General features: G+C 63.9%; 20 protein-coding genes. 10 read left to right on the top strand and 10 right to left on the bottom strand.

Annotated features, from left to right (window positions below; all coding sequences use genetic code 11):
* Nucleotides 1–35: 35 nt before the first annotated feature.
* From E8F20_RS08515 to dinG, 3 genes are all read right to left on the bottom strand, one after another.
* A complete protein-coding gene (locus E8F20_RS08515) occupies nt 36–1184 on the bottom strand; it encodes a serine hydrolase domain-containing protein (protein WP_280283366.1) in 1149 nt (382 codons plus the stop codon).
* An 83-nt stretch (nt 1185–1267) separates the two neighbouring features.
* Nucleotides 1268–3595: a beta-galactosidase gene (locus E8F20_RS08510; protein WP_280283365.1), complete on the bottom strand. Its 2328-nt coding sequence runs from the start codon at nt 3593–3595 to the stop codon at nt 1268–1270.
* Nucleotides 3596–3779: 184 nt separating this feature from the next.
* The gene (gene dinG / locus E8F20_RS08505) at nt 3780–5924 is read right to left on the bottom strand and encodes an ATP-dependent DNA helicase DinG (protein ID WP_028631019.1); all 2145 of its coding nucleotides are present in this window, start codon (nt 5922–5924) and stop codon (nt 3780–3782) included.
* 98 nt (nt 5925–6022) lie between these two features.
* Here dinG and E8F20_RS08500 point away from each other — a divergent pair, with 98 nt between their 5' ends.
* On the top strand, nt 6023–6487 hold the full coding sequence (locus E8F20_RS08500; RefSeq protein WP_280283364.1) for a CopD family protein: 465 nt from the start codon (nt 6023–6025) through the stop codon (nt 6485–6487).
* Between the two features lie 34 nt (nt 6488–6521).
* Here E8F20_RS08500 and E8F20_RS08495 read toward each other — a convergent pair whose 3' ends face one another.
* From E8F20_RS08495 to E8F20_RS08480, 4 genes are all read right to left on the bottom strand, one after another.
* Complete coding sequence (locus tag E8F20_RS08495) at nt 6522–7283, bottom strand: collagen-like protein (protein ID WP_280283363.1); 762 nt, start codon at nt 7281–7283, stop codon at nt 6522–6524.
* Complete coding sequence (locus tag E8F20_RS08490; protein WP_280283362.1) at nt 7276–7554, bottom strand: DUF1145 domain-containing protein; 279 nt, start codon at nt 7552–7554, stop codon at nt 7276–7278. The genes E8F20_RS08495 and E8F20_RS08490 overlap by 8 nt, the downstream gene beginning before the upstream one ends.
* Before the next feature lie 123 nt (nt 7555–7677).
* Nucleotides 7678–8403 (bottom strand): OmpA family protein, encoded by a 726-nt coding sequence (locus E8F20_RS08485; protein WP_280283361.1) that lies wholly within the window; start codon nt 8401–8403, stop codon nt 7678–7680.
* Between the two features lie 96 nt (nt 8404–8499).
* On the bottom strand, nt 8500–9192 hold the full coding sequence (locus E8F20_RS08480; RefSeq protein WP_280283360.1) for an OmpA family protein: 693 nt from the start codon (nt 9190–9192) through the stop codon (nt 8500–8502).
* A 130-nt stretch (nt 9193–9322) separates the two neighbouring features.
* On the opposite strand from E8F20_RS08480, the gene E8F20_RS08475 reads away from it, so the two are divergent.
* Nucleotides 9323–9820: a DUF6231 family protein gene (locus tag E8F20_RS08475; protein ID WP_280283359.1), complete on the top strand. Its 498-nt coding sequence runs from the start codon at nt 9323–9325 to the stop codon at nt 9818–9820.
* A gap of 3 nt (nt 9821–9823) precedes the next feature.
* Entirely contained in the window at nt 9824–10294 is a 471-nt protein-coding gene (locus E8F20_RS08470) for a YchJ family protein (protein WP_280283358.1), read from the top strand.
* A 42-nt stretch (nt 10295–10336) separates the two neighbouring features.
* On the opposite strand, the gene E8F20_RS08465 is transcribed toward E8F20_RS08470, so the two are convergent.
* Nucleotides 10337–10900, bottom strand: coding sequence for a hypothetical protein (locus E8F20_RS08465; RefSeq protein WP_280283357.1), 564 nt, complete (start codon nt 10898–10900; stop codon nt 10337–10339).
* 114 nt (nt 10901–11014) lie between these two features.
* Here E8F20_RS08465 and E8F20_RS08460 point away from each other — a divergent pair, with 114 nt between their 5' ends.
* The 6 genes from E8F20_RS08460 to nadE all read left to right on the top strand — a co-directional run bounded on the left by E8F20_RS08460 (nt 11015) and on the right by nadE (nt 17429).
* Complete coding sequence (locus E8F20_RS08460) at nt 11015–11515, top strand: LEA type 2 family protein (protein ID WP_280283356.1); 501 nt, start codon at nt 11015–11017, stop codon at nt 11513–11515.
* A gap of 7 nt (nt 11516–11522) precedes the next feature.
* Entirely contained in the window at nt 11523–11717 is a 195-nt protein-coding gene (locus tag E8F20_RS08455) for an SEC-C metal-binding domain-containing protein (protein ID WP_274801681.1), read from the top strand.
* A 77-nt stretch (nt 11718–11794) separates the two neighbouring features.
* Nucleotides 11795–12445, top strand: a complete 651-nt coding sequence (locus tag E8F20_RS08450) for a glutathione binding-like protein (protein ID WP_280283355.1) — start codon at nt 11795–11797, stop codon at nt 12443–12445.
* Between the two features lie 82 nt (nt 12446–12527).
* Nucleotides 12528–15068 (top strand): penicillin acylase family protein, encoded by a 2541-nt coding sequence (locus E8F20_RS08445; protein ID WP_280283354.1) that lies wholly within the window; start codon nt 12528–12530, stop codon nt 15066–15068.
* Between the two features lie 313 nt (nt 15069–15381).
* Complete coding sequence (pncB, locus tag E8F20_RS08440; RefSeq protein ID WP_280283353.1) at nt 15382–16587, top strand: nicotinate phosphoribosyltransferase; 1206 nt, start codon at nt 15382–15384, stop codon at nt 16585–16587.
* Nucleotides 16588–16598: 11 nt separating this feature from the next.
* Nucleotides 16599–17429, top strand: a complete 831-nt coding sequence (nadE, locus tag E8F20_RS08435; protein ID WP_280283352.1) for an ammonia-dependent NAD(+) synthetase — start codon at nt 16599–16601, stop codon at nt 17427–17429.
* Nucleotides 17430–17678: 249 nt separating this feature from the next.
* Here nadE and dcd read toward each other — a convergent pair whose 3' ends face one another.
* Both dcd and apbC read right to left on the bottom strand, forming a co-directional pair.
* Nucleotides 17679–18245 (bottom strand): dCTP deaminase, encoded by a 567-nt coding sequence (gene dcd, locus E8F20_RS08430; RefSeq protein ID WP_028631034.1) that lies wholly within the window; start codon nt 18243–18245, stop codon nt 17679–17681.
* Between the two features lie 91 nt (nt 18246–18336).
* The gene (gene apbC / locus E8F20_RS08425) at nt 18337–19431 is read right to left on the bottom strand and encodes an iron-sulfur cluster carrier protein ApbC (protein WP_280283351.1); all 1095 of its coding nucleotides are present in this window, start codon (nt 19429–19431) and stop codon (nt 18337–18339) included.
* Nucleotides 19432–19577: 146 nt separating this feature from the next.
* Between apbC and metG the strand changes: the two genes are divergently transcribed.
* The gene (metG, locus tag E8F20_RS08420) at nt 19578–21611 is read left to right on the top strand and encodes a methionine--tRNA ligase (RefSeq protein WP_280283350.1); all 2034 of its coding nucleotides are present in this window, start codon (nt 19578–19580) and stop codon (nt 21609–21611) included.
* The last annotated feature ends 208 nt before the right edge of the window (nt 21612–21819 follow it).

Below are 21819 nucleotides of genomic sequence, written 5' to 3'. Positions count from 1 at the left end.
CGGCAAAGAAAAAAACAGTCTATCTGACGAGTGGCTCAGCCCAGGCAGGCCTTGACCACTCGCGCCAGCTTCTGCGCGCGAGGGTCCATCAGCACATAGGGGCCGAGAGTATTGGTGATGAAGCCGAACGCCAGCTCGCGCTCCGGATCAGCGAAGCCCGTGGAGCCGCCAGCACCGGGATGGCCGAAGGCGTAACGGCCCAGGCCGTAAGTGGCGTTGGCCACGTCCGGCTGGTCGAGCATGCAGCCGAGGCCGAAACGGGTGGCAGTCAGCAGGGTAAGGTCTTCGCCCTGACTGTATTCCCGGGTCAGTTCGGAGAGCAGTTCCGAGTCCAGCAACTTGCCGTCCAGCAAGGCGGCATAGAAGCCAGCCAAGCTGCGCGCGTTGCCATGGCCATTGGCCGCCGGCTGCTGCATGCGCCGCCATTCCGGCTTGTTGGTGCTGGTCATGATGGACGGTGGATTGGTAAAGGCGCGGGTACTGAGTGAATTCGGCTCGGTCATCATGCACTTGAGCAGCCGCTGCGCTGCCGCGTCGCCCATGTTGCCCTTGGCGCGGGCGATGTGGGCCACGCGGTGGAATTCCTCATCCGCGAGGCCGACGTGGAAATCCAGTCCCAAGGGTTTGGCGACACGCGCCACGATGGATTCCCCCGCGCCACGGCCATCGGCACGACGAATCAGCTCGCCTACCAGCCAACCGTAGGTGATGGGTGCATAACCGTGGGCTTGTCCCGGCGTCCACCAGGGCGCTTCGGCAGCCAGGGCGGCCGTCATCGCGTCCCAGTCGTAAAGCGCTTCAGCCGGCAGCGCCGTTCGAATCGCCGGCAGGCCGGAGCGATGACAGAGCAACTGGCGCACACTGATGCCTTCCTTGCCGGCGGCGGCGAACTCGGGCCAATAGCGCGCCACTGGGGCGTCCAGGTCCAGCTTGCCCTCCCCTACCAACTGCAGCAGGGTCACTGACGTAAAGGTCTTTGTGCAAGAGAACAGGTTGAGGATTGTGTCGCTGTGCCAGGCTTGCTGGCCATCCTTGTCGGCCACACCCGCCCAGACGTCGAGCACCGTCTCCCCACCCACCTGCACACAAAGGGCGGCACCGCGCTCCTGCGGGTCAGCGAAGAGTTCGGCGAACGCGTCTCTCGCCGCCTCGAAGCGCAAGTCGAAATAGCCCTGGGTCTGCACCGGGTTGCTCCTGAAAAATGAATGGAGGCGGCATTGTTCCAGCCTTGCCGCCCCTTGTGAACCGTGCCGAAGACGGGCGCCCATCAGGGCTTCCCGGTTTCCTCCTGCTGGGGCGCCGCCGGCTGGGCGGGCGCCTCGGCCTTGGGTTGATCCGCCGGTGAGTCCTTGGGTTGACTGGCCTCTTTCACTGGCGCGGCCGGTTTCTCCGCTGCCGCAGGCTTGGCCGGCGCCTTCTGCGCCACCCGCTTGTTGATATCGGCGGCCAGGCCCAGGTTGGCCTTGCGCACGGCATCGACAAACCCCTGCCAGGGACGGTCGGTGATAGCAACGAGCCCCAGGTGGCCGTTCTCGCCATCGAGCAGGCGACCTGTAGCGGGCTGATCGAGGTACTGGAACCAGTGAGCGCCGACAATCAACGGCTCCTCGGCGGCCTTTTCCAGGTAGTTGGCATAGGCCGCGCCGCGATCCTCTTCCTTGTAGACCTCCGAAACACCACCCCAGAACGGGCCGCGGTCACGGGAGCCGAAGTGGAATTCGGTGATCATCAGCGGCTTGTCCAGACGACGCAGCAGGTCCATGTCCAGTCCATGCTGCGGCTCGCGGGTGTAGCGGTTGAAACTGATGACATCGCAGTACTGCGCGCAGGACTCGATGGCCTCGGGCACGGTGGCAGCGAAGCGTCCCCCCAACAGCATGTGATTGGGCGCGTGCCACTTCATCGAATCAGCGATGGTCTTGAAGTAGGTGTCGGCATAGAAGCGCTGGAAACGCTGGAAGTCTTCCTCGATGGCCGGGTGTTCGGGATTCGGCAACGGCGGTTCGAATCCCGGGTCCTCCATCAGTTCCCATGCTTGCAGCTCGATGCCCCAGGCCTTGGAGAGGCCCGCCTGATTGCGGTACTTGTCGCGCAGCTGCTTGAGGAAGGCACGCTTGGCGGGCACGTCGGTGGTCAGGCGCAGGGTGCCATAGGCCAGGGCGTAGCGGGCTTTCGGGTCTTCACCGTAGCCGCCCCAGGCCAGTTCGTTATCGGCAAAGAAACCAAGCAGCCAGGGGTCGTCACGGTGGTCGCGGGCGGCAATGGCAATGGCTCGCTCAGCCGCCATGGCAAAGCGCGGATCGAAGGGATCGGGCATGCCACCCCACCAATCGAAACCGGTCTTGATGGTCGCGTAGTCACCATGAATGGAGAGCGGCAAGGTGTAGGGCATGCGCTGGCTGTTGTTGAAGGCCGGATCACTCCAGTTGCCGACAGTATTGAAGCCCCAGGCCTTGAGGCGGTCGAGACTGTGGCTGATCCAGCGCTGAGGATCATTGCCGCCGTAGGTGCGCTCGACGTTCGCGCCATAGAAGTCGTACCAACGCCCCTGGTTGAAGGCGCGGCCCTTGTTGGCATCGGTCTCGGCGCGGTCGTCGCCCTTGCCGAAGTGAGTGGCGAGGGGCTCGTTGTCCTTGGGCAGCGCCTTGAACATGGCTTCGCGGCCCTCGACGTAAGTCTGACTCAGGCCGGGGGTCACCGCGTTCACGCCCAGGGAGAAGAACGGATGGCCTTCCGGCGTCACCAGGAACCAACGGCCATTGCGCTTCTCCGTCCGGAAAAAGCCGCTGGCTTCGAAGGTTTCACCGCCCAGCCAACCGCCATAGACATCCTGCTGCGGTAGTTTGGCTGTCCAGCCGGCGAGCTGCTTCGCCTCATCCTCGGCGCCCTTCTTCAGTTGCTCGTCATTTTTCACCTTGCCCGGCCAATCAGCGCGGGCGTACTGGCCATAGGCGTCCATCAGGCCGTCATAGAGGGCATCCTGCTGGTCGTCCTCCACCGTGCCGAAGCGTCCAAGCAGCACGTTCTGGGCGGCATTCGGCTGGTTCAGGGAAAGCGTCACAGACGCGACCTTGCTGCGATCCAACTCACCATTGACCAATGTGGCAGGCAGCGACCGCTGGCCGTCGCGGGTCCAGGGCACTGGAGGTGCCGCGCGCATGCCATGGGCATTGGGCGAAGTGGCAGCCAGGGGCACCAGCAGGGTCTGCGCCGGGCCGGCCGGTAGCGCCACCTGGGTGGTTAGGACCTTGCCGTCGGTGCTTTCGATGGCAACGTCCAGGGTTATCGCCCAGTCTTGCGCACTCTGGATACGCAGGCTCATGGCCTCAGCCTTGGACCAGTCCCAGCTGCCGCTCTGCGGGGTCAGGCGCAGGCTGGGCTTCTCGGCGACGTTGAAGGTGAGCCGGCGCAGGATCTCACCATCGGCGGTCGATTCGGCGGTCACGCTCGGCAGGCTGGCGTCCTGGGTGGTCACCTGCACCGCGTCCAGCGGACGGACAAAATTGAACAGGGTCTCTGCCTGGGCAGCCAGGGGGATTCCCGACAGCCCGAGAAGAATGGCCAGGACAAGGGGGTGTTTGGATGTCGAAAGCATCGGACCGGAGTTCCCAAGAGAATGCAGTGCATAGACCGCAGTAAGTTCGTCTCTCGCCATGGGTGCGACAATACGAAGCGGGCGAGGCGGATGCCACGGGGCACCCGCAAAACCCCGGCATCATCGCAGATGGGGGGAGCACAGCGTCAAGGGCGGGCTGTCGAGCTCAGGGCGCTCAGGGCGCTCAGGCGATCTCGCGACGAAACGGCGGCAAGGCATCCAGGATGGCGCGACCGTAACGCTGGGTGACCACTCGTCGATCCAGCAGGGTGATGGTGCCGCGATCTGCCTCGGTACGCAGCAGTCGACCGCATGCCTGTACCAGGCGCAGCGAGGCATCGGGCACGGCGATCTCCATGAAGGGATTGCCACCTCTCGCTTCGATCCAGTCGGACAGCGCCGCTTCCACCGGGTCGTCCGGCACGGCGAAGGGAATCTTGGCGATCACCACATGCTCGCAATAGGCACCTGGCAAGTCGACGCCCTCGGCGAAGCTGGCCAAGCCGAAGAGCACGCTGGACTCGCCATCGTCCACCCGAGCCTTGTGTTTGTTCAGCGTTTCCTGCTTGGACAGGTTGCCCTGGATCAGCACGCGCTTGCGCCAGTCACGCTCAAGGCCTTCGAACACATCCTGCATCTGCCGGCGCGAGGCGAAGAGCACCAGGGTGCCGCGCGCCCCCTCTACGAGGTCAGGCAGCTCACGGACGATAGCGGCGGTGTGGGCCGCAGCATCGCGGGGGTCGGCCTTGAGATCAGGCACCCGCAGCAGACCGGCGTCGGCGTGATGGAACGGGCTCGGCACAACGGCGGTTACGGCAACCTTGGGCAGCCCGGCACGCATGCGAAAGCGATCGAACTTGCCCAGGGCGGTCAGGGTGGCGGAGGTTACCAGGGCACCGTAGGCCACATTCCACAGGTTGCGACGCAGGGTCTCTGCCGCCAGGATCGGGCTGGCGTTGACCTCGATGTCATGCAATGCACCGCTCTCGGCCAGAGTCAACCAGCGCGCCATTGGCGGGCTGTCTTCCGGGTCTTCGGCGGTAAAGGCGGTCCACAGCTCCCAATTGCCCTGGGCACGGGACAGCAAGCTGCCGAACAGCGGATACCACTCCTCGGCCTGGTGGCTGGCGATGCCAATGCTGGCTTCACCGTCCATGGCTTCCTTGAGCAGTTCGGTGAGCCGCGTAAAGACGTCATGCAGCCTAGAGAAGCCCTTCTTCAACTCGATGCCCAGCTCTCTCAGGTGCTCGGGTACGACGCCGGCCTCGAATCGGTGCCGCGGTCGGTCGCGACCTTCCATGTCCTCACCGGCACGGAAGTCGGCAATTTCCTCGCAGGCGTTGAACATGAACTGCTGGTGGGTACGGATCTCCCGCGCCAGTTCCGGCACGCCTTCCATCAGGCGGCCGAAGTCACCCGGCAAGGGGTTCTGCGCCAACAGCTTGGTCAGGTTCTTGGCTACTTGCTCCAGCCAGTCGGCGGTGGAGCGCAGGCGGGTGTAATGGGCGAAGTGGCCAATGGCCTTGTCCGGCAGGTGGTGGCCCTCGTCGAATACATAAAGCGTGTCGCGCGGGTCCGGCAGCACGGCACCGCCACCCAGGGCCAGGTCCGCCAGCACCATGTCGTGGTTGGTGACGATCACATCTACCTTGGTCATGCCTTCCCGCGCCTTATAGAAGGCACATTGCTGGAAATTCGGGCAATGACGCTTGGTGCATTGGCTGTGGTCGGTGGTGACACGGGCCCAATCCGGGTCCTCGATGGCTTCGGGCCAGGAATCTCGATCACCATCCCAGCGATTACCGGCGAGGCGCTCGATCATCTGGTTGAGCAGCTTCTGGCCCTTCTCATCGACGTCGATCCTGAAACCTTCGTCTTCGAACAACTGCGCCGTGGCGCTCTGCGCCTGGCCTTCCTGGAGCAGCATGTCGAGCTTGGAAAGGCAGAGGTAGCGACCACGGCCCTTGGCCAGGGCGAAGCTGAAGTTGAGGCCGCTGTTGCGCATCAGGTCGGGCAGGTCCTTGTGGACGATCTGCTCCTGCAGGGCCACGGTGGCGGTGGCGATCACCAGGCGCTTGCCCGCGGCCTTGGCGGCAGGAATGGTCGCCAGGCTGTAGGCCACCGTCTTGCCGGTACCCGTCCCCGCCTCCACCGCCACCACGGCGGGCTCGCCCTCGCGATGCCCCTCGTCGTCGACAGGGATAGCGCCCAGGACCTTGGCCACCTCGGCGATCATCAGGCGCTGGCCATAGCGGGCCTTGAGCCCCTTGGCTTCGAGAAAACGGCTGTAGGCGCCCTGGATCTGGGACTTGAGTTCAGTGCTGAGCATGGACAGTGATGAAGGCGGGAGCTGGATAAATTTTCAGTACTTTAACAGGGCGGCTATGATAGCGCGCCTAATTTTGCCCGCCGAATGGAGTTCACCGGATGACTGCCCACGCTGCCCTTTATGCCCTGCACCTGCTGGCCGCCCTGATCTGGGTCGGCGGCATGTTTTTCGCCTGGATGATCTTGCGGCCGGCCGCCGTCACCACCCTGGAGCCCCCGGCCCGGCTACGCCTGTGGCTGGAAGTGTTCCGCCGTTTCTTCCAATGGGTGTGGCCGGCGGTGCTGGTACTGCCCTTTACCGGGGTCGGTATGCTGCACCTGTCGTACGCCAGCATGGAAGCGGCGCCGCGCTACGTGCACATGATGATTGGCTTGTACGTGGCGATGCTGGCGCTGTTCCTGCGGGTCAGCGCCCTACTACTGCCGCAGCTGCGCACGGCGGTGAATGCCGAGAACTGGCCGGAAGGTGGTGCGGTACTGGGTCGCATCCGCCGGGCGGTGGGGTTCAATCTGCTGATTGGGCTGGCGCTGGTGACAATCGTCGCCATCCGCCCCAGCTTCTGAATTCCGGCGCACGTCCCTGTGCGCCATCTCTCGTTCAGAAACGTACGACCTTGAGGCTGCCAGTGGCGCCGGCAGCACCGGGGTGGCCGGACTGCCCGGCGCGTCCATTCCTGGCGCCGTCAGCCTTGTACAGCAGACAGCCCTTGCTGGCACCGCCGTGCCCACCCGCGCCCCCCTCGCCCGGCGCACCACCGGCGCCGCCATCCAGGCGTACGCGCACCTGCTCCACCGGGAAGGTTTCAGGCACTTCCAGGCGCACCTGGCCACCGGCGCCACCCGTTTCGCCATTCTCGCCGGGCTGGCCATCCCAGCCACGCTCTGCCTGGCCCCACAGGCAACCGGCCGCGTCACCATCAGCGCCATCCAGCCCCGGACGACCGGGCGCGCCTATGCCGCCACGCACATCCAGGGTGATCTCGTCCACACGGACATCCACCAGGCGCAGATCGAGGTTACGGCCAGCGCTGGCCGGCCTGTTCATGCTGCCGGCCGCACCCGATGCCGTGATATGGCTACCCGTGCCTATCTCCCCTCGCTGCACTTCCAGGCGGAACGCCTGCGCGGACGGCGCGATGCCCAGACGCGCGTCGCGCCCCATGCGCAGTTCACCGATCTTAAGCTCGGTGACGCCGGCCGGGATCAGCAGCGTAGCGTGGTCGGCAACCTCGACCTGATCAAGGCTGAGACTGCCTACTCTCTGCGGTAGCTTGAGGAAGTTATGGGCATCCACTTTCACCTGGCCCTGGGCCAAGGCCATCGGCGCGACAAGGGCCGCCAGCAGGCAAAACTTACGCATGACCGGCCTCCTTGGCGGCGTGACGTGGAATGCTGAGCAGGTGAAAAACTCCGAACAGGAGCAGTTGCATCCGATCCAGCCAGGGACTGGCACGGCCGCGAAGCAGCGAATTGAACAGCATGATTTCCAGCAGGTGCACCAGGATCAGCAACCCCCCTGCACCGTTCAGCAGCATCTCGAACGGCCTGGCGAAAGGTGAGATCAGATTGGCGATCACCACCAGCCAGAACAACAGGGCAACCAGCTTGCCCAGCCCCATGATTAGACGCATGCCTTCCCCCTAGCATTGTTTTAGTTTTGCGGAACATACGCCGAAGGCCGGCGGCGCACCAGAGCGTCGCCGGGATAAACGTGGGGCTGGGGCCGGCCCCTAGGTTTCGGGCGTAAGCGTCATTCAGCGATCAACATGGATTTCCACCCTGCGGTTCTGCGCACGTCCAGCATCCGTTCCGTTGTCCGCCACCGGCCGGCTTTCGCCCATGCCCTCAGCCGTCAACTTGCCGGCCGGCACACCCTCGCTCGCCAGGAAGTCCGCCACACTCTGTGCCCGGCGCACGGACAATCCCTGGTTGTAAGCGTCGGACCCGGTGCTGTCGGTGTGGCCTACCACCTTGACGCTGACCAGATTGGCGCCGATCAGGCGGTTGGCAATGGCCACCAGTTGCTCCTTGGCCGTGGAGGTCAGCTCGGCAGAATCGAAGGCGAAGAGCACATTGCCCATGTCGCTGAGAACGATCACTTCATCCTGGGGTGGTGGGGCTTCGACAGGCGCTTGTGGGTAGGTTCGCTCCGGGCAACCGCGAGAGTCGACAGTCAAGCCGGAAGGTGTGTTCGGGCAATTGTCACGACGATCGAAAACGCCGTCGCCATCGGCATCGCCATCCTGGGCATAACAGATGAGTCCACCGGCAATCGCGCCGGCTGCGGCACCGCCGGCCGCCCATGCGGAGCTCTCGATGGCACCCAGGCCACCGCCCATCAGACCACCGATCAGACTGCAGATTGGCCAATTCCCCTGATTCAGCGCCGCACTGCCGTCACTGGACGTCGAGGCGCAACCAGACAGGAAACTGCTGACCAGAAGAAGGGAAATCGCAACCCGGGGAAGCTGCTTGCCCATGATGATTCTCCTGTGCCACCGGCCAAACCGGTAACACAGGAGTAAAGACCCGGAGACCACGGCGCACAAGGCGCACGCCGTGGATGTCCCTGGGGTTTAGCGGTCGATCTGGATTTCCACTCGACGGTTCATCGCACGACCATCCTTAGTGGCATTGTCGGCCACCGGCTGGCTTTCACCCGCACCACCCACACTGAGGATGTTGGAAGCCGGGATACCACTGCTCACCAGATAGTCGGCAACCGATTGAGCACGGCGTTCCGAGAGTTTCTGGTTGTAGGCATCGGAACCAACGCTGTCGGTGTGACCGGTAATGGTCAGCTTGGCGTCAGGGGCTTCGCTCTTCAGGCGACTGGCAACGGTGTCCAGCTTGGCTTCGTCGGCCGGGTCAAGCTTGGCGGAGTCGAATGCGAACAGCAGGTCGCGGACAACAATGGTTTCGTGCTCGACGACCACTTCTTCGACCACCGGCTCTTCTGCCTTGAGCGGGCAGCCATCGGCGTCTACTTGGGTGCCGGGCGGAGTGCCAGGGCACTTGTCGCGGCTATCAAGCACACCATCGCCATCTTCGTCGCCATCGCCATGAACCCAGCAATAGGCGGCTGCAGTACCCGCGCCGATCAGGGCGCCCCAGCCAGCATAGGTACTGCTTTCAATCGCACCCAGTCCCGCACCTACCACACCCCCTACTGCAGCGCACTTGGGCCAGTCGGTTTTCTGCAAGCCGGCGCAGCCGGTCAGCAAGCTGGTCACAAGAAGAAGGGGTAAAGCTGTCCGTGTAATGCTCATAAGCGAGTCTCCTCTTAGAATCGGCCCATACCGACAAATAGGGAGTAAAGACGCCCGCCCCGGAAACCGCCAGCACTAGGCCATGTCTTGCCTTCAGGCTAGTCTTGCCCTATTGGTCCGAGGATTTTCAATGACTGACAGCTTCTCTTCCCGCACGCCCCAGCAAGCCCTCGCGGCTCTGCTCGAACGTTATGCCCCGCGCAGCCTGCTCCTGGTCGGCAACAGCCCCCTCCCTGCACTGGAAGCCTTTGCTGCCGCTCACCCGGACAGCCAGGTGATACAGGTCCCCGCCGGCCCGTTGCCACCGGAGCAGGCGGGGTGTCGTTTCGACCTTGCGCTGCTGGCGGACTGCCTTGAACACCTACCCAAACGCACCGGCCTGCAACTGCTGGGTGGCATTCGCAACCTGAATGCCAGCCGGGTAGCCGTGCTCGCGGACCTCAACGCCTGTGGCTGGCAGGACACCGACTTCTTCTCCCTGGCGCTGCAGGCCAGCGAACGCTTCCGCCGCGACCAGCAGACCCTGAGCCTTTTCACCTACGACCTGCGCGAGTACAAGCAGGTCCCCGACTGGCTGAACGCCAAGTTCTGGGCCAACCCGGAAAACTTCGGCAAGTACTGGTGGTAAGCCATGAGCACTGCGATCTGTCCCTGTGGTAGCGGCAACCTCCTCGAGGTCTGCTGCGGCCGCCATCACGCCGGCCACCCCGCCGCCAGCGCCGAGGCACTGATGCGTTCGCGCTACAGCGCCTATGTATTGGGGCTGGTGGACTACCTGGTGGAAACTACACTGCCCGCCCAACGCGGGGCCCTGGACGTCGACGCAATTCGCGCCTGGAGCCTTTCCAGTACCTGGCTCGGCCTGGAGGTGGAAGGCCATGAGCTCCTTGGCGGTCAGCCGGAACACGCCTTCGTCACCTTCACCGCGCGCTGGCACGACCAGTCGGGTGAACACAGCCATCGTGAAAAGTCCGCCTTCGTCCAAACGGATGGCCGCTGGTACTTCCTCGACCCGACCGTCGTGGTCAAGGCGGGGCGAAACGATCCCTGCCCCTGCGGCAGCGGCCAGAAATTCAAGAAGTGCTGTTCGAGTTACTTCTGAATCACCAACGAAGAGGCCCGCAAACTGCGGGCCTCTTGCACTCTACTTGCGCTCTTCCAGGCGCAGATGGGAGGTATCCGGCGGAGGGACAGCCGGAGGCGACTTCTCCTGGCCCATATCGCTACCGACTGGGGCCAAGCTCAGGGCCGACAGGTCGAAACGCGGGGCCGTTGCCTGCGGCTTGGCGTCCTGCAGGTCCGCGCCGACCGGTGCGATACCAAAATCCGGTGCATCCACCCCGACAAAGGCGGCCATGTACTCATCGCGCGGCGCCACCTTCAAACGGCCCGGCGCGGCGGACTGGACCGGGGAAGGTGCTGGCGCGGGCTGGACCTGGGGTTCGGGCGGAGGGGCCAGTTCCACTTCCTCGATTTCCGGCTCCATGAACACCACCTCGACCAGCGCGCCGGCGCGCTCCAGGGCCGAGCGGTATTTTTCTGCGGCGGCTTCATCCAGGTTGTTCTTCAGGACGACGCGCCGCCCGGAGAACAGCATGGCAATCCGCTGGGCATCCGCCTGGAACAATTTGGCGAGGTTGGCCTGCACCAGTTCCAGTCGAGCACCGGATACCAGCTTCCCGGAAAAGGCGATCTCGTAACGCCCCATTGGTCACACTCCTGTCCGAATTGGCCTGCAGTATGGCGCAGGTTTTTTTCGGCCCACAACAGGTTGCGGCCAAGCAGTTGCTTGTTACACTGGAGCGTCACTTGGAGTATTGCAATGTTTTCCCAGGCGCAAATGATAAGAATTCTCAGCCTATTACTTTTCTTGGCCCTCCCTTTTTCGGGCCTCAGCGGATGTTCCACCTGGATCAGCGACAGCTTCCAGGACCCCGACGTGCGCCTGCTCAAGGTGGACGTGGTACGTGCCAAGCTGCTGGAACAACAGTTCGTCCTGCGTTTTCGCATCGACAATCCCAACGACGTCAGCCTGCCAGTGCGCGGGCTGGTCTACACCGTCCACCTTAATGACGTGAAGCTCGCTTCAGGCGAATCCAGCACCTGGTTCACCGTGCCAGCCCATGGCAGCCAGACGTTCGATGTCCCGGTGCGCACCAACCTGTGGCGCCACATGAAGTACATCGTCAAGCTCCTGGAAAAACCCGACGAGCCCATCAAGTACCGCCTCCAGGGCGAAGTGAAGACCGGGTTGATGTTCGGCAAGAGCGTGCACCTCAGCCGCAATGGCGAGATAATCCCCGGCAGTTTCATCCCGGAGTAGAACTTTCATGAGTCAAGAACCCCACGTCCATGGTCCGAACTGCAACCACGACCATGACCACGATCATCAGCACCATGTGCATGGCCCGCATTGCAACCACGGCCACCAGGAGCCGGTGCGCAACCCGCTGAAAGAAGTGGGCCGCAACGATCCCTGCCCCTGCGGCAGTCAGAAGAAATTCAAGAAGTGCCACGGCGCCTGACGCCTGCGCACTTTTCCAGGCCCGCCTAGTGCGGGCCTGTTCGTTTCAGGATCGAGCCCCCCCTTGGAGACTTCCAGATGATCGACCTGTACTACTGGACCACCCCCAACGGCCACAAGATCAGCCTGTTCCTCGAAGAAAGCGGCCTGCCCTACCGCGTCCACCCGATCAACATTGGCAAGGACGAGCAGTTCCAGCCGCACTTCCTGAAAATCTCGCCGAACAATCGCATCCCCGCCATCGTCGACCACGAGCCGGCGGACGGTGGTGAGCCGCTGTCGCTGTTCGAGTCCGGCGCCATCCTGCTCTACCTGGCCGAGAAGACCGGCCGCTTCATCCCGCAAGACCTGCGCAGCCGCCAGGAATGCCTGCAGTGGCTGTTCTGGCAGATGGGCGGACTTGGCCCGATGGCCGGGCAGAACCACCACTTCAACCGCTTCGCCCCGGAGAAGCTGCCCTACGCCATCCAGCGCTATGTGAAAGAAACCGCGCGCCTCTACGGCGTACTCGACAAGCGCCTGGCAGACCGCAGCTACATCGCCGGCAGCGAATACAGCATCGCCGACATGGCCATCTACCCCTGGATCGACCGCCACCCGTGGCAGGAGCAGAACCTGGACGATTTCCCCAACCTCAAGCGCTGGTACCTGGACACCCAGGCCCGTCCGGCAACTGCTCGCGCCTACGCCCTGGTGGAACAGGTGAATCCGGCTGCCGTGAAAAAGTAGGCTGGACGGCGCTTGCACGGCGCGGGGCGGCTCACTAACGTAGCGCGTTTGGTCAGATGCCCCTCTCAGGAGAGCCCGTTCCATGGCTTTGCCAGCCTTCAAGCGCTTCCTTCCCCGGTTCTGCGTTGCCGCCGCCGCTGGCGCCATGATCGGCCTCAGCGGCTGCCAATCCTGGCTGGACAACCGCTACTCCAGCAGCCTGCCGCCCACCTCCGGATTCCAACCGGTCAAGGGATTGGCTCAGAGCGTCTCGATCCGCCGCAACCCGCTGGGCATGCCGTTGATCGAAACCACCACCTTCCACGACGCCCTGTTCACCCTTGGCTACGTCCACGCCTCCGACCGCCTCAGCCAGATGGTCGGCCTGCGCCTGATGGCCGAGGGCCGCCTGGCCGAAATGGCCGGTCCCGGTGTGCTGGAGATCGACCGCTTCATGCGCGCGGTGAACCTGCGCAAGAGCGCCGACATTCTTTACAAGAACGCCTCGCCGCGCCTGAAGGAGTTCTTCGCGGTCTACGCCCGCGGTGTCAACGCCTACCTGTACCGCTACCGCGACAAACTGCCAATGGACCTGGCCGAATCCGGCTACAAGCCGGCCTACTGGAAGCCGGAAGACTCGGTGCTGGTGTTCAGCCTGCTGAACTTCGGCCTGGCAGTGAACCTGCAGGAAGAAATCGCCTCCCTGGTCATGGCGCAGAAGGTCGGCGCCGACAAGCTGGCCTGGCTGACGCCCGTCTACCCGGATGAGCCGCTGCCCTTCGAAGAAGCCGAGAAGCTCAAGGGCCTGCAGCTCGGTGGCCAGATTCCCGGCCTGACCGCGTTGAACGACACCGCCGGCCAGATCGCCGCGCTGAACATGCTCGGCGTCGCGGCCTCCAACAACTGGGCAATCGCACCGCAGAAGAGCCGAACCGGCCGCAGCATCCTGGCCAACGACACCCACCTGCCCCTCTCCATGCCCTCGGTATGGAACTTCGTGCAGATCCGCTCGCCGAAATTCCAGGCCGCGGGCGTTTCCATTGCTGGCGTGCCAGCCGTGGTCGCCGGCTACAACGGCAAACTGGCCTGGGGCATGACCATGGTCATGGGCGACAACCAGGACCTGTTCCTGGAGAAGATCAAGCGCGAGGGCAGCCGCCTCTATTACCAAGCCAACGGTAAATGGGTACCTGCCAGCGAGCGCATGGAAACCTTCTTCATCAAGGGCGAGCGCCCGGTGCGTGAGGTGATCTACGAAACCCGCCACGGCCCGCTGCTGAACTCCGTCCTGGGGCAGCGCAAGCACCCGTTGCAGCCGCTGGAGATCAAGAGCGGCTACGGTATCGCCCTGCAGACCAGCCAGTTCGAGGCCGACCAGTCCCTGGACGCCTTTTTCGCCCTGTCGCGTGCCCAGTCGGTGGAAGCAGCCCATGAAGCGACCCGGAACATACGCGCTGGAGCCCTGAATATCCTCTATGCCGACGCCCAGCACATCGCCTGGCAGGTCACCGGCCGCTATCCGAACCGCCGCGACGGCCGCGGATTGCTGCCCTCCCCTGGCTGGGATGGCCGCTACGACTGGGACGGCTACGCCGACCCCATGCTCCACCCCTACGACCAGGACCCGGCCCAGGGCTGGCTCGGCACCGCCAACCACCGCACCGTGCAGGGCGGCTACGGTGTGCAGCTGTCCAACTCCTGGTACTACCCGGAGCGCGCCGAGCGCATTGCCGAACTCGCCGGCAGTGGCAAGCACGACTGGCAGAGCATGATCGCCATGCAGTACGACCAGACCAGCCCCTTCCCGGCCAAGCTCAAGGCCATGCTGCAAGACCCCGGAATGGCCCAGCCGCTCAAGCAGGCCATCAACGCCCTGCCGTCCGCCGACCGCGCCAAGGCCCAGGAAGGACTCGACCGCCTGCTGGCCTTCGACGGCCGTCTCAGCCCCACGTCGGCCGACGCCGCCTACTACGGCGCCTTCCTCCACGAAAGCGCGCGGCAGATATTCCTCGACGAACTCGGCCCGGAAACCAGCCCGGCCTGGCGCGCCCTGGTGCAGACCGCCGACCTCTCCTACTCGGCCCAGGCCGACCACCTGCTGGGCCGCGTCGACAGCCCGTTCTGGGACGATGTCAGCACCTCGCAGACAGAAGACAAGCCGGCCATCCTCGCGCGCAGCCTGGCTGCCGCCGTCAGCTACGCCGAAAGCCGACTGGGCGCAGACCGCAAAGCCTGGCAATGGGGCAAGCTGCACACCTATGAATGGGTGACCGAAAGCACCCAACTGTCGCCGTACATGAGCGCCAGCCAGCGCACCGGCCTGAATGCCCTGAAGGGTTATCTGGATCGCGGCCCCTACCCGGCTGGCGGCGACCACAGCACCCTCAACGTCTCGGCCTACCACTGGGGGCAGGACTTCAACACCTGGCTGATCCCGGCCATGCGCATCATCGTCGACTTCGGCCAGCCCGAACCCATGCTCGGCATGAACAGCTCCGGCCAGTCCGGCAACCCGGCCAGCCCCCACTACGCCGACGGCATCGATGCCTGGCTCAAGGCGCGCTACATGAAGTTCCCCTTCCAGCCGCAGAACCTCGATGCCGTCTACGGCACCAAACGCCTGATGCTGACCCCGCAAAAATGATCAGGCGGTGGCGGAACTTCCCACCGCCCCGTCGCTCTGATCCAGTGGACTTACTCCATAGATCACATTTCAAGGCGCCCCCGGGCGCCTTTTCTTTTGCCCGCCGCCGGCAGGGAGCAGCCTTTACTGTGGGGGCGAATTCATTCGCAAAGGGATGCACAGCATCCCCCCGCAAGTTCGCAAGCCGGCCCTGCGGTCCGGTCAGCGAATGAATTCGCCCCCACAACGGGTACCGCCACAATCTTGCGTATCACCCGCCCGTGCCGCATTCTGCGCCCTTTCCACGGTCTGCCCGGAACGCCGAGAACCGACCATGCCCGACAGTGCCTTTTCCGGCCGCATCGTTCAGAACCTGCTGGACACCGATTTCTACAAGCTGACGATGATGCAGGCGGTGCTGCACAACTACCCTAACGCGGAAGTCGAGTGGGAGTTCCGCTGCCGCAACGATGAAGACCTGACGCCCTACCTGGCGGAAATTCGCTACCAGATCGAGCAGTTGGCGGACATCTCCATCACCCCGGACCAACTGAACTTCCTCGAACGCATCCCCTTCATCAAGCCGGATTTCACCCGTTTCCTCAGCCTCTTTCGCTTCAACCTGCGCTACCTGCAACTGGGCATCGAGGACGGACAACTTTGCGTGCGCCTGCGCGGCCCCTGGCTGCACGTGATCCTCTTCGAGATCCCGCTACTGGCGATCATCAGCGAGGTGCGCAATCGCTACCGTTATCGAGATGTCAGGCTGGTCCAGGCCCGCGAGCAGCTCTACCGCAAGCTCGACTGGCTCAAGGCCAATGCCACCGACAAAGAATTGGAAGGCTTCCAACTGGCCGATTTCGGCACTCGCCGGCGCTTCTCCTACCGGGTCCAGGAAGAAGTGGTGCACATCCTCAAGCGTGACTTTCCCGGCCGCTTCGTCGGCACCAGCAACGTGCACCTGGCTCGCGAGTACGATCTCAAGCCCATTGGCACCATGGCGCACGAATGGTTGATGGCCCACCAGCAACTCGGCCCGCGCCTGATCGACAGTCAGATCGCCGCCCTCGACTGCTGGGTACGCGAATACCGCGGCCTGCTGGGTATCGCCCTGACCGACTGCATCACCATGCAGGCCTTCCTCAACGACTTCGACCTGTACTTCGCCAAACTCTTCGACGGCCTGCGCCACGACTCCGGCGATCCGCTGGAGTGGGCGGAAAAAGCCATTTGCCATTACGAGAAGCTCGGCATAGACCCGCTGACCAAGACCCTCGTATTCTCCGACGGCCTCGACCTGCCCCGCGCCCTGGAGCTCTACCGAGCCCTGCGCGGGCGGATTCACGTCAGCTTCGGCATTGGTACCAACCTGACCTGCGACATCCCCGGCGTCGAGCCCATGAACATCGTGATCAAGATGACCGGCTGCAACGGCCAGCCGGTGGCCAAGATTTCCGATGCGTCGGGCAAGACCCAATGCCGTGACGAGAACTTCGTCACCTACCTGAAACACGTTTTCCGCGTCACCGACACCCAGTAAGGACTCCGCACATGAGCAGCAACCGCCAGCAAGAAATCGCCAAAGCCCTGGACGTTGTTCCGCCCTTCGCCAACGAAGCCGCCCTGGTGGCCGAAATCGAACGCCGCAAGGCCTTCATCAAGGACTGCCTGCGCACGTCCGGCCTCAAGGTCCTGGTGCTGGGCATCAGCGGCGGCGTCGACTCCACCACCGCCGGCCGCCTGGCCCAGCTCAGCGTCGAGGAGCTGCGTGCCGAGACCGGCGATGCCGGTTACCGTTTCATCGCCGTGCGCCTGCCCTACAACGTCCAGCACGACGAGTCGGACGCCCAGGTGGCGATGAACTTCATCCGCGCCGATGAAGAAGAGACCGTCAACATCGCTGACAGCGTGATCGGCCTGGCCGAACAGGTCACCCACCTGAACCACCTCACCGACGCACGCCGCGACTTCGTCACCGGCAACATCAAGGCGCGCATCCGCATGGTCGCCCAGTTCGCCATCGCCAACGCCAACAACGGCCTGGTGATCGGTACCGACCACGCCGCCGAGGCGGTCATGGGCTTCTTCACCAAGTTCGGCGATGGCGCCTGCGACCTCGCTCCGCTCTCCGGCCTGGTGAAGAACCAGGTGCGCAGCATTGCCGATTACCTTGGCGCGCCTGACGCCCTGGTACACAAGGTACCCACCGCCGACCTGGAGGAGCTGCGACCCGGCAAGCCGGACGAAGAGGCCCATGGCGTGACATACGTGGAAATCGACGCCTTCCTCCATGGCCAGGAAGTCAGCCCCGAGGCGTACGCCACCATCGTCCGCACCTACGACAACACCCAGCACAAGCGCATCCTGCCACTGGTGCCCTGACGTGGCGAAGGGTAGCTCGCGCCTGATGCTCTTCGCTCACCTGTAGGGGCCCAGGCAGGCCGAAGGTCCGCCCCGATGAGCAGGGACACGTTAGGTCTCGTTCCGCTATCCAGCCTACGAAACCGGGCCTGGGATCAGGCTCGGCTCGCGTATCTCCCCTTGAGGTGGAGGCGCAGCCAGCGCAGTTGAACGTCTATCGCAGGCACAAAAAAGCCGGGCATTGCCCGGCTTCTTCGTTGCGGAACGGCCTCAAGCCTTGGGCAGGGTTACCCCGGTCTGGCCCTGGTACTTGCCGCCACGGTCCCTGTAGGACACTTCGCAGGCTTCGTCCGACTGCAGGAAGAGCATCTGCGCCACGCCTTCGTGGGCATAGATCTTCGCCGGCAGGTTGGTGGTGTTGGAGAACTCCAGGGTCACGTGGCCTTCCCACTCGGGCTCCAGCGGGGTCACGTTGACGATGATGCCGCAACGCGCATAGGTGCTCTTGCCCAGGCAGATGGTCAGCACATCGCGGGGAATGCGGAAGTACTCGACCGTGCGCGCCAGGGCGAAGGAGTTCGGCGGGATGATGCAGACGTCGCTGTTGATGTCCACGAAGCTCTTCTCATCGAAGTTTTTCGGGTCCACCACGGCGGAATGGATGTTGGTGAACACCTTGAATTCCGCGGCGCAGCGCACGTCGTAGCCGTAGCTGGAAACGCCGTAGGAAATCACCCGGCTATCGTCCGCGCCGCGCACCTGGCGCTCGACGAACGGCTCGATCATGCCGTGCTCCAGCGCCATGCGGCGAATCCACTTATCCGATTTGATGGTCATGGCGGGCGTCCTGTCAGGGGCTGAAAAATTGACCGCGAATCTTACAGTCCGGCGCAGGCCTGGGCAAAGGCCCCGCCGGATAGCCGGAACGTCAGTCGTCGCTGATCGTAATGTTCGGCATGGCGGTGGCCGCCTGGCCGGACAGCGCGATGCGCGCCCCGACGCAGCGGGCCATCTGCTGGTAGATCATGGCGATCTGGCTTTCCGGGTCGGCGATGGTGGTTGGCTTGCCACCATCGGACTGCATGCGGATGGCGATGGACAGCGGCAGCGACGCCAGCAGTTCCACGCCGTACTGCGCGGCCAACTTCTCGCCGCCGCCCTCGCCGAACAGGTGCTCGGCGTGACCGCAGTTGGAGCAGATGTGCACGGCCATGTTCTCCACCACGCCCAGTACCGGGATGTTCACCTTGCGGAACATCTCCACGCCCTTCTTGGCGTCCAGCAGGGCCAGGTCCTGCGGGGTGGTGACGATTACGCTGCCGGCCACCGGCACCTTCTGCGCCAAGGTCAGCTGGATGTCGCCCGTGCCCGGCGGCATGTCCACCACTAGGTAGTCGAGGTCTTCCCAGGCGGTCTGGGTGATCAGCTGGATCAGTGCACCGGAAACCATCGGGCCGCGCCACACCACCGGGGTGCTGTCGTCGGTGAGGAACGCCATGGACATCACCTGTACGCCATGGGCCTCGATGGGCACGAAGAACTTCTGGTCGCGTACCTTCGGCCGCGTGCCTTCGGGGATGCCGAACATGATGCCCTGGCTGGGGCCGTAGATATCGGCATCGAGGATGCCAACCCGCGCGCCCTCGCGAGCCAGCGCCAGCGCCAGGTTGGCGGCGGTGGTGGACTTGCCCACGCCACCCTTGCCGGAGGCCACGGCGATGATGTTCTTCACGTTGGCCAGGGCCGGCACCTGCTCCTGCGCCTTGTGCGCCTCGATCACGCAATCCACCTGCACGTCCGCGCTGTCCACGCCGTCCAGGTTCTCCAGGGCCATCTTCAGCATCTGCGCCCAACCGGACTTGAACAACCCGGCGGCGTAACCCAACTCCAGGCGCACACGGACCTTGCTGCCCTGGATATCGACTTCACGCAGGCAACCGGCGCTGACCGGGTCCTGGTCGAGGTGGGGATCGGTGAACTGGCGCAGGGTCGCTTCGACCTGGGCGCGGGAAACGGTGCTCATGGCAGGACTCCAAATAAAGACCGAGCAAATCAGGCGGCTATCCTACCCGACCACCCGCCCGCTTGGTCCTCCAGGCGTGAAAAAATCGCGCCGGGCCTATATAGTTGCCGACTTCCCTTTTGTTTCGTATCCGGTAGCCGAGCACCATGACCGAGCCCCGCAAGATCCTTGTGACAAGCGCCCTCCCCTATGCCAATGGTTCCATCCACCTCGGGCATATGGTCGAGTACATCCAGACCGATATCTGGGTGCGCTTCCAGAAGATGCGTGGCAACCAGGCTGTTTACGTCTGCGCCGACGACGCCCACGGCTCCGCCATCATGCTGCGCGCCGAGAAGGAGGGCATCACCTCCGAGCAGCTGATCGACAACGTCCGCGCCGAGCACACCACCGACTTCGCCGACTTCCTGGTGGACTTCGACAACTACCACTCCACCCATTCGGAAGAGAACCGCGTACTGTCCAGCAGCATCTACACCAAGCTGCGCGACGCCGGCCACATCGCCACCCGCCCGGTGACCCAGTACTTCGACCCGGACAAGCAGATGTTCCTGGCCGACCGCTTCATCAAGGGCACCTGCCCGAAATGCGCGGCCGACGACCAGTACGGCGACAACTGCGAATCCTGCGGCGCGACCTACTCGCCCACCGAATTGAAGAACCCGAAGTCCGCTATCTCCGGCGCCACTCCGGTACTGAAAGAATCCCTGCACTACTTCTTCAAGCTGCCGAACTTCGACGCCATGCTGAAAGAGTGGACCCGTAGCGGCGCCCTGCAAGAGTCGGTGGCCAACAAGATCGCCGAGTGGCTGGACGCCGGCCTGCAGGAATGGGACATCAGCCGTGACGCGCCCTACTTCGGCTTCGAGATCCCGGACGCCCCCGGCAAATACTTCTACGTCTGGCTGGACGCCCCCATCGGCTACATGGCCAGCTTCCAGAACCTCTGCGCGCGCCGTCCCGAGCTGGACTTCGACGCCTTCTGGAACAAGGATTCCAACGCCGAGCTGTACCATTTCATCGGCAAGGACATCGTCAACTTCCACGCCCTGTTCTGGCCCGCCATGCTTGAAGGCGCCGGCTACCGCAAACCGACCGCGCTGAACGTACACGGCTACCTGACCGTGAACGGGCAGAAGATGTCCAAGTCCCGCGGCACCTTCATCAAGGCGCGCACCTACCTGGACCACCTGCAGCCGGAGTACCTGCGCTACTACTACGCGTCCAAACTGAGCCGCAGCGTCGACGACCTCGACCTGAACCTCGACGACTTCGTACAGAAGGTCAATTCCGATCTGGTGGGCAAGGTGGTCAACATCGCCAGCCGTTGCGCCGGGTTCATCCACAAGGGCAACGCCGGCAAGCTGGTGGCCGAGAACGCCGCACCGGAACTGTTCGCCGACTTCAAGGCCGCCGTGCCGAGCATCGCCGACGCCTATGAGAACCGTGACTTCGCCCGTGCCATGCGCGAGATCATGGCGCTCGCCGACCGTGCCAACGCCTGGATCGCCGACAAGGCGCCCTGGGCCCTGGCCAAGCAGGAAGGCAAGCAGGCCGAGGTGCAGGCCGTATGCGCGGCGGGCGTCAACCTGTTCCGCCAGTTGGTGATCTTCCTCAAGCCGGTACTGCCGCAACTGGCCGCCGCCGCTGAGCAGTTCCTCAATGTCGCCCCGCTGACCTGGGACGACCACGAGACCCTGCTCGCCGACCATCAACTGAATGCCTTCAACCCGCTGATGACCCGCATCGAGCCGGCGAAGATCGAAGCCATGGTCGCCGCCTCCAAGGAAGACCTGGCCGCCGCCTCCGCCCCTAAAGGCAATGGCGAACTGGAGAAAGATCCCCTGGCGGCGGAAATCGCCTTCGACACCTTCGCCGCGGTCGACCTGCGCATCGCGCTGATCGAGAAAGCCGAGTTCGTCGAAGGCGCCGACAAGCTGCTGCGCCTGAGCCTGGATATCGGTGATGCCAAGCGCAACGTCTTCTCCGGCATCAAGAGCGCCTACCCGGACCCGAGCAAGCTGGAAGGCCGCCTCACCCTGTACGTCGCCAACCTGGCGGCGCGCAAGATGAAGTTCGGCGTCTCCGAAGGCATGGTCCTGGCTGCCGGCCCCGGCGGCGAGGAAATCTACCTGCTCAGCCCCGACAGCGGCGCCAAGCCGGGTCAGCGCGTCAAGTAACGCCACTCGCTCCAGCAAAAATGCCCGCTTCTGCGGGCATTTTTATTGGCTAAGTCTGCGTTAGTTGTTGCAACGATGAAGGAAGTGCTCTAGTGCAGACCTTCGAGGCTTCCGCGCCAGCCGGACATAACCCTCACCCGAACGAGGCCCGCCCCAGCCCCTCTCCCGGAGGGAGAGGGGTGACTCGCGCTGGCGAGGCACGAACCAT

Origin of the sequence: Pseudomonas sp. BN415, from assembly GCF_029871195.1 — a bacterium.
GTDB lineage: Bacteria > Pseudomonadota > Gammaproteobacteria > Pseudomonadales > Pseudomonadaceae > Metapseudomonas > Metapseudomonas resinovorans.
The sequence above is the reverse complement of the archived record's forward strand: the minus strand, read 5'-3'. Positions and strand labels throughout refer to the sequence as shown.

What these genes read in the sequence shown, in the direction of transcription:
- metG (WP_280283350.1), top strand. Translation starts at nt 19,578, where the DNA reads ATGACCGAGCCCCGCAAGATCCTTGTGACAAGCGCCCTCCCCTATGCC.
- E8F20_RS08460 (WP_280283356.1), top strand. Translation starts at nt 11,015, where the DNA reads ATGTTTTCCCAGGCGCAAATGATAAGAATTCTCAGCCTATTACTTTTC.
- dinG (WP_028631019.1), bottom strand. Translation starts at nt 5,924, where the DNA reads ATGCTCAGCACTGAACTCAAGTCCCAGATCCAGGGCGCCTACAGCCGT.
- apbC (WP_280283351.1), bottom strand. Translation starts at nt 19,431, where the DNA reads ATGAGCACCGTTTCCCGCGCCCAGGTCGAAGCGACCCTGCGCCAGTTC.
- E8F20_RS08500 (WP_280283364.1), top strand. Translation starts at nt 6,023, where the DNA reads ATGACTGCCCACGCTGCCCTTTATGCCCTGCACCTGCTGGCCGCCCTG.
- E8F20_RS08465 (WP_280283357.1), bottom strand. Translation starts at nt 10,900, where the DNA reads ATGGGGCGTTACGAGATCGCCTTTTCCGGGAAGCTGGTATCCGGTGCT.
- E8F20_RS08455 (WP_274801681.1), top strand. Translation starts at nt 11,523, where the DNA reads ATGAGTCAAGAACCCCACGTCCATGGTCCGAACTGCAACCACGACCAT.
- E8F20_RS08475 (WP_280283359.1), top strand. Translation starts at nt 9,323, where the DNA reads ATGACTGACAGCTTCTCTTCCCGCACGCCCCAGCAAGCCCTCGCGGCT.
- E8F20_RS08510 (WP_280283365.1), bottom strand. Translation starts at nt 3,595, where the DNA reads ATGCTTTCGACATCCAAACACCCCCTTGTCCTGGCCATTCTTCTCGGG.
- E8F20_RS08485 (WP_280283361.1), bottom strand. Translation starts at nt 8,403, where the DNA reads ATGGGCAAGCAGCTTCCCCGGGTTGCGATTTCCCTTCTTCTGGTCAGC.
- pncB (WP_280283353.1), top strand. Translation starts at nt 15,382, where the DNA reads ATGCCCGACAGTGCCTTTTCCGGCCGCATCGTTCAGAACCTGCTGGAC.
- E8F20_RS08470 (WP_280283358.1), top strand. Translation starts at nt 9,824, where the DNA reads ATGAGCACTGCGATCTGTCCCTGTGGTAGCGGCAACCTCCTCGAGGTC.
- dcd (WP_028631034.1), bottom strand. Translation starts at nt 18,245, where the DNA reads ATGACCATCAAATCGGATAAGTGGATTCGCCGCATGGCGCTGGAGCAC.
- E8F20_RS08480 (WP_280283360.1), bottom strand. Translation starts at nt 9,192, where the DNA reads ATGAGCATTACACGGACAGCTTTACCCCTTCTTCTTGTGACCAGCTTG.
- E8F20_RS08490 (WP_280283362.1), bottom strand. Translation starts at nt 7,554, where the DNA reads ATGCGTCTAATCATGGGGCTGGGCAAGCTGGTTGCCCTGTTGTTCTGG.
- E8F20_RS08445 (WP_280283354.1), top strand. Translation starts at nt 12,528, where the DNA reads ATGGCTTTGCCAGCCTTCAAGCGCTTCCTTCCCCGGTTCTGCGTTGCC.
- nadE (WP_280283352.1), top strand. Translation starts at nt 16,599, where the DNA reads ATGAGCAGCAACCGCCAGCAAGAAATCGCCAAAGCCCTGGACGTTGTT.
- E8F20_RS08495 (WP_280283363.1), bottom strand. Translation starts at nt 7,283, where the DNA reads ATGCGTAAGTTTTGCCTGCTGGCGGCCCTTGTCGCGCCGATGGCCTTG.
- E8F20_RS08450 (WP_280283355.1), top strand. Translation starts at nt 11,795, where the DNA reads ATGATCGACCTGTACTACTGGACCACCCCCAACGGCCACAAGATCAGC.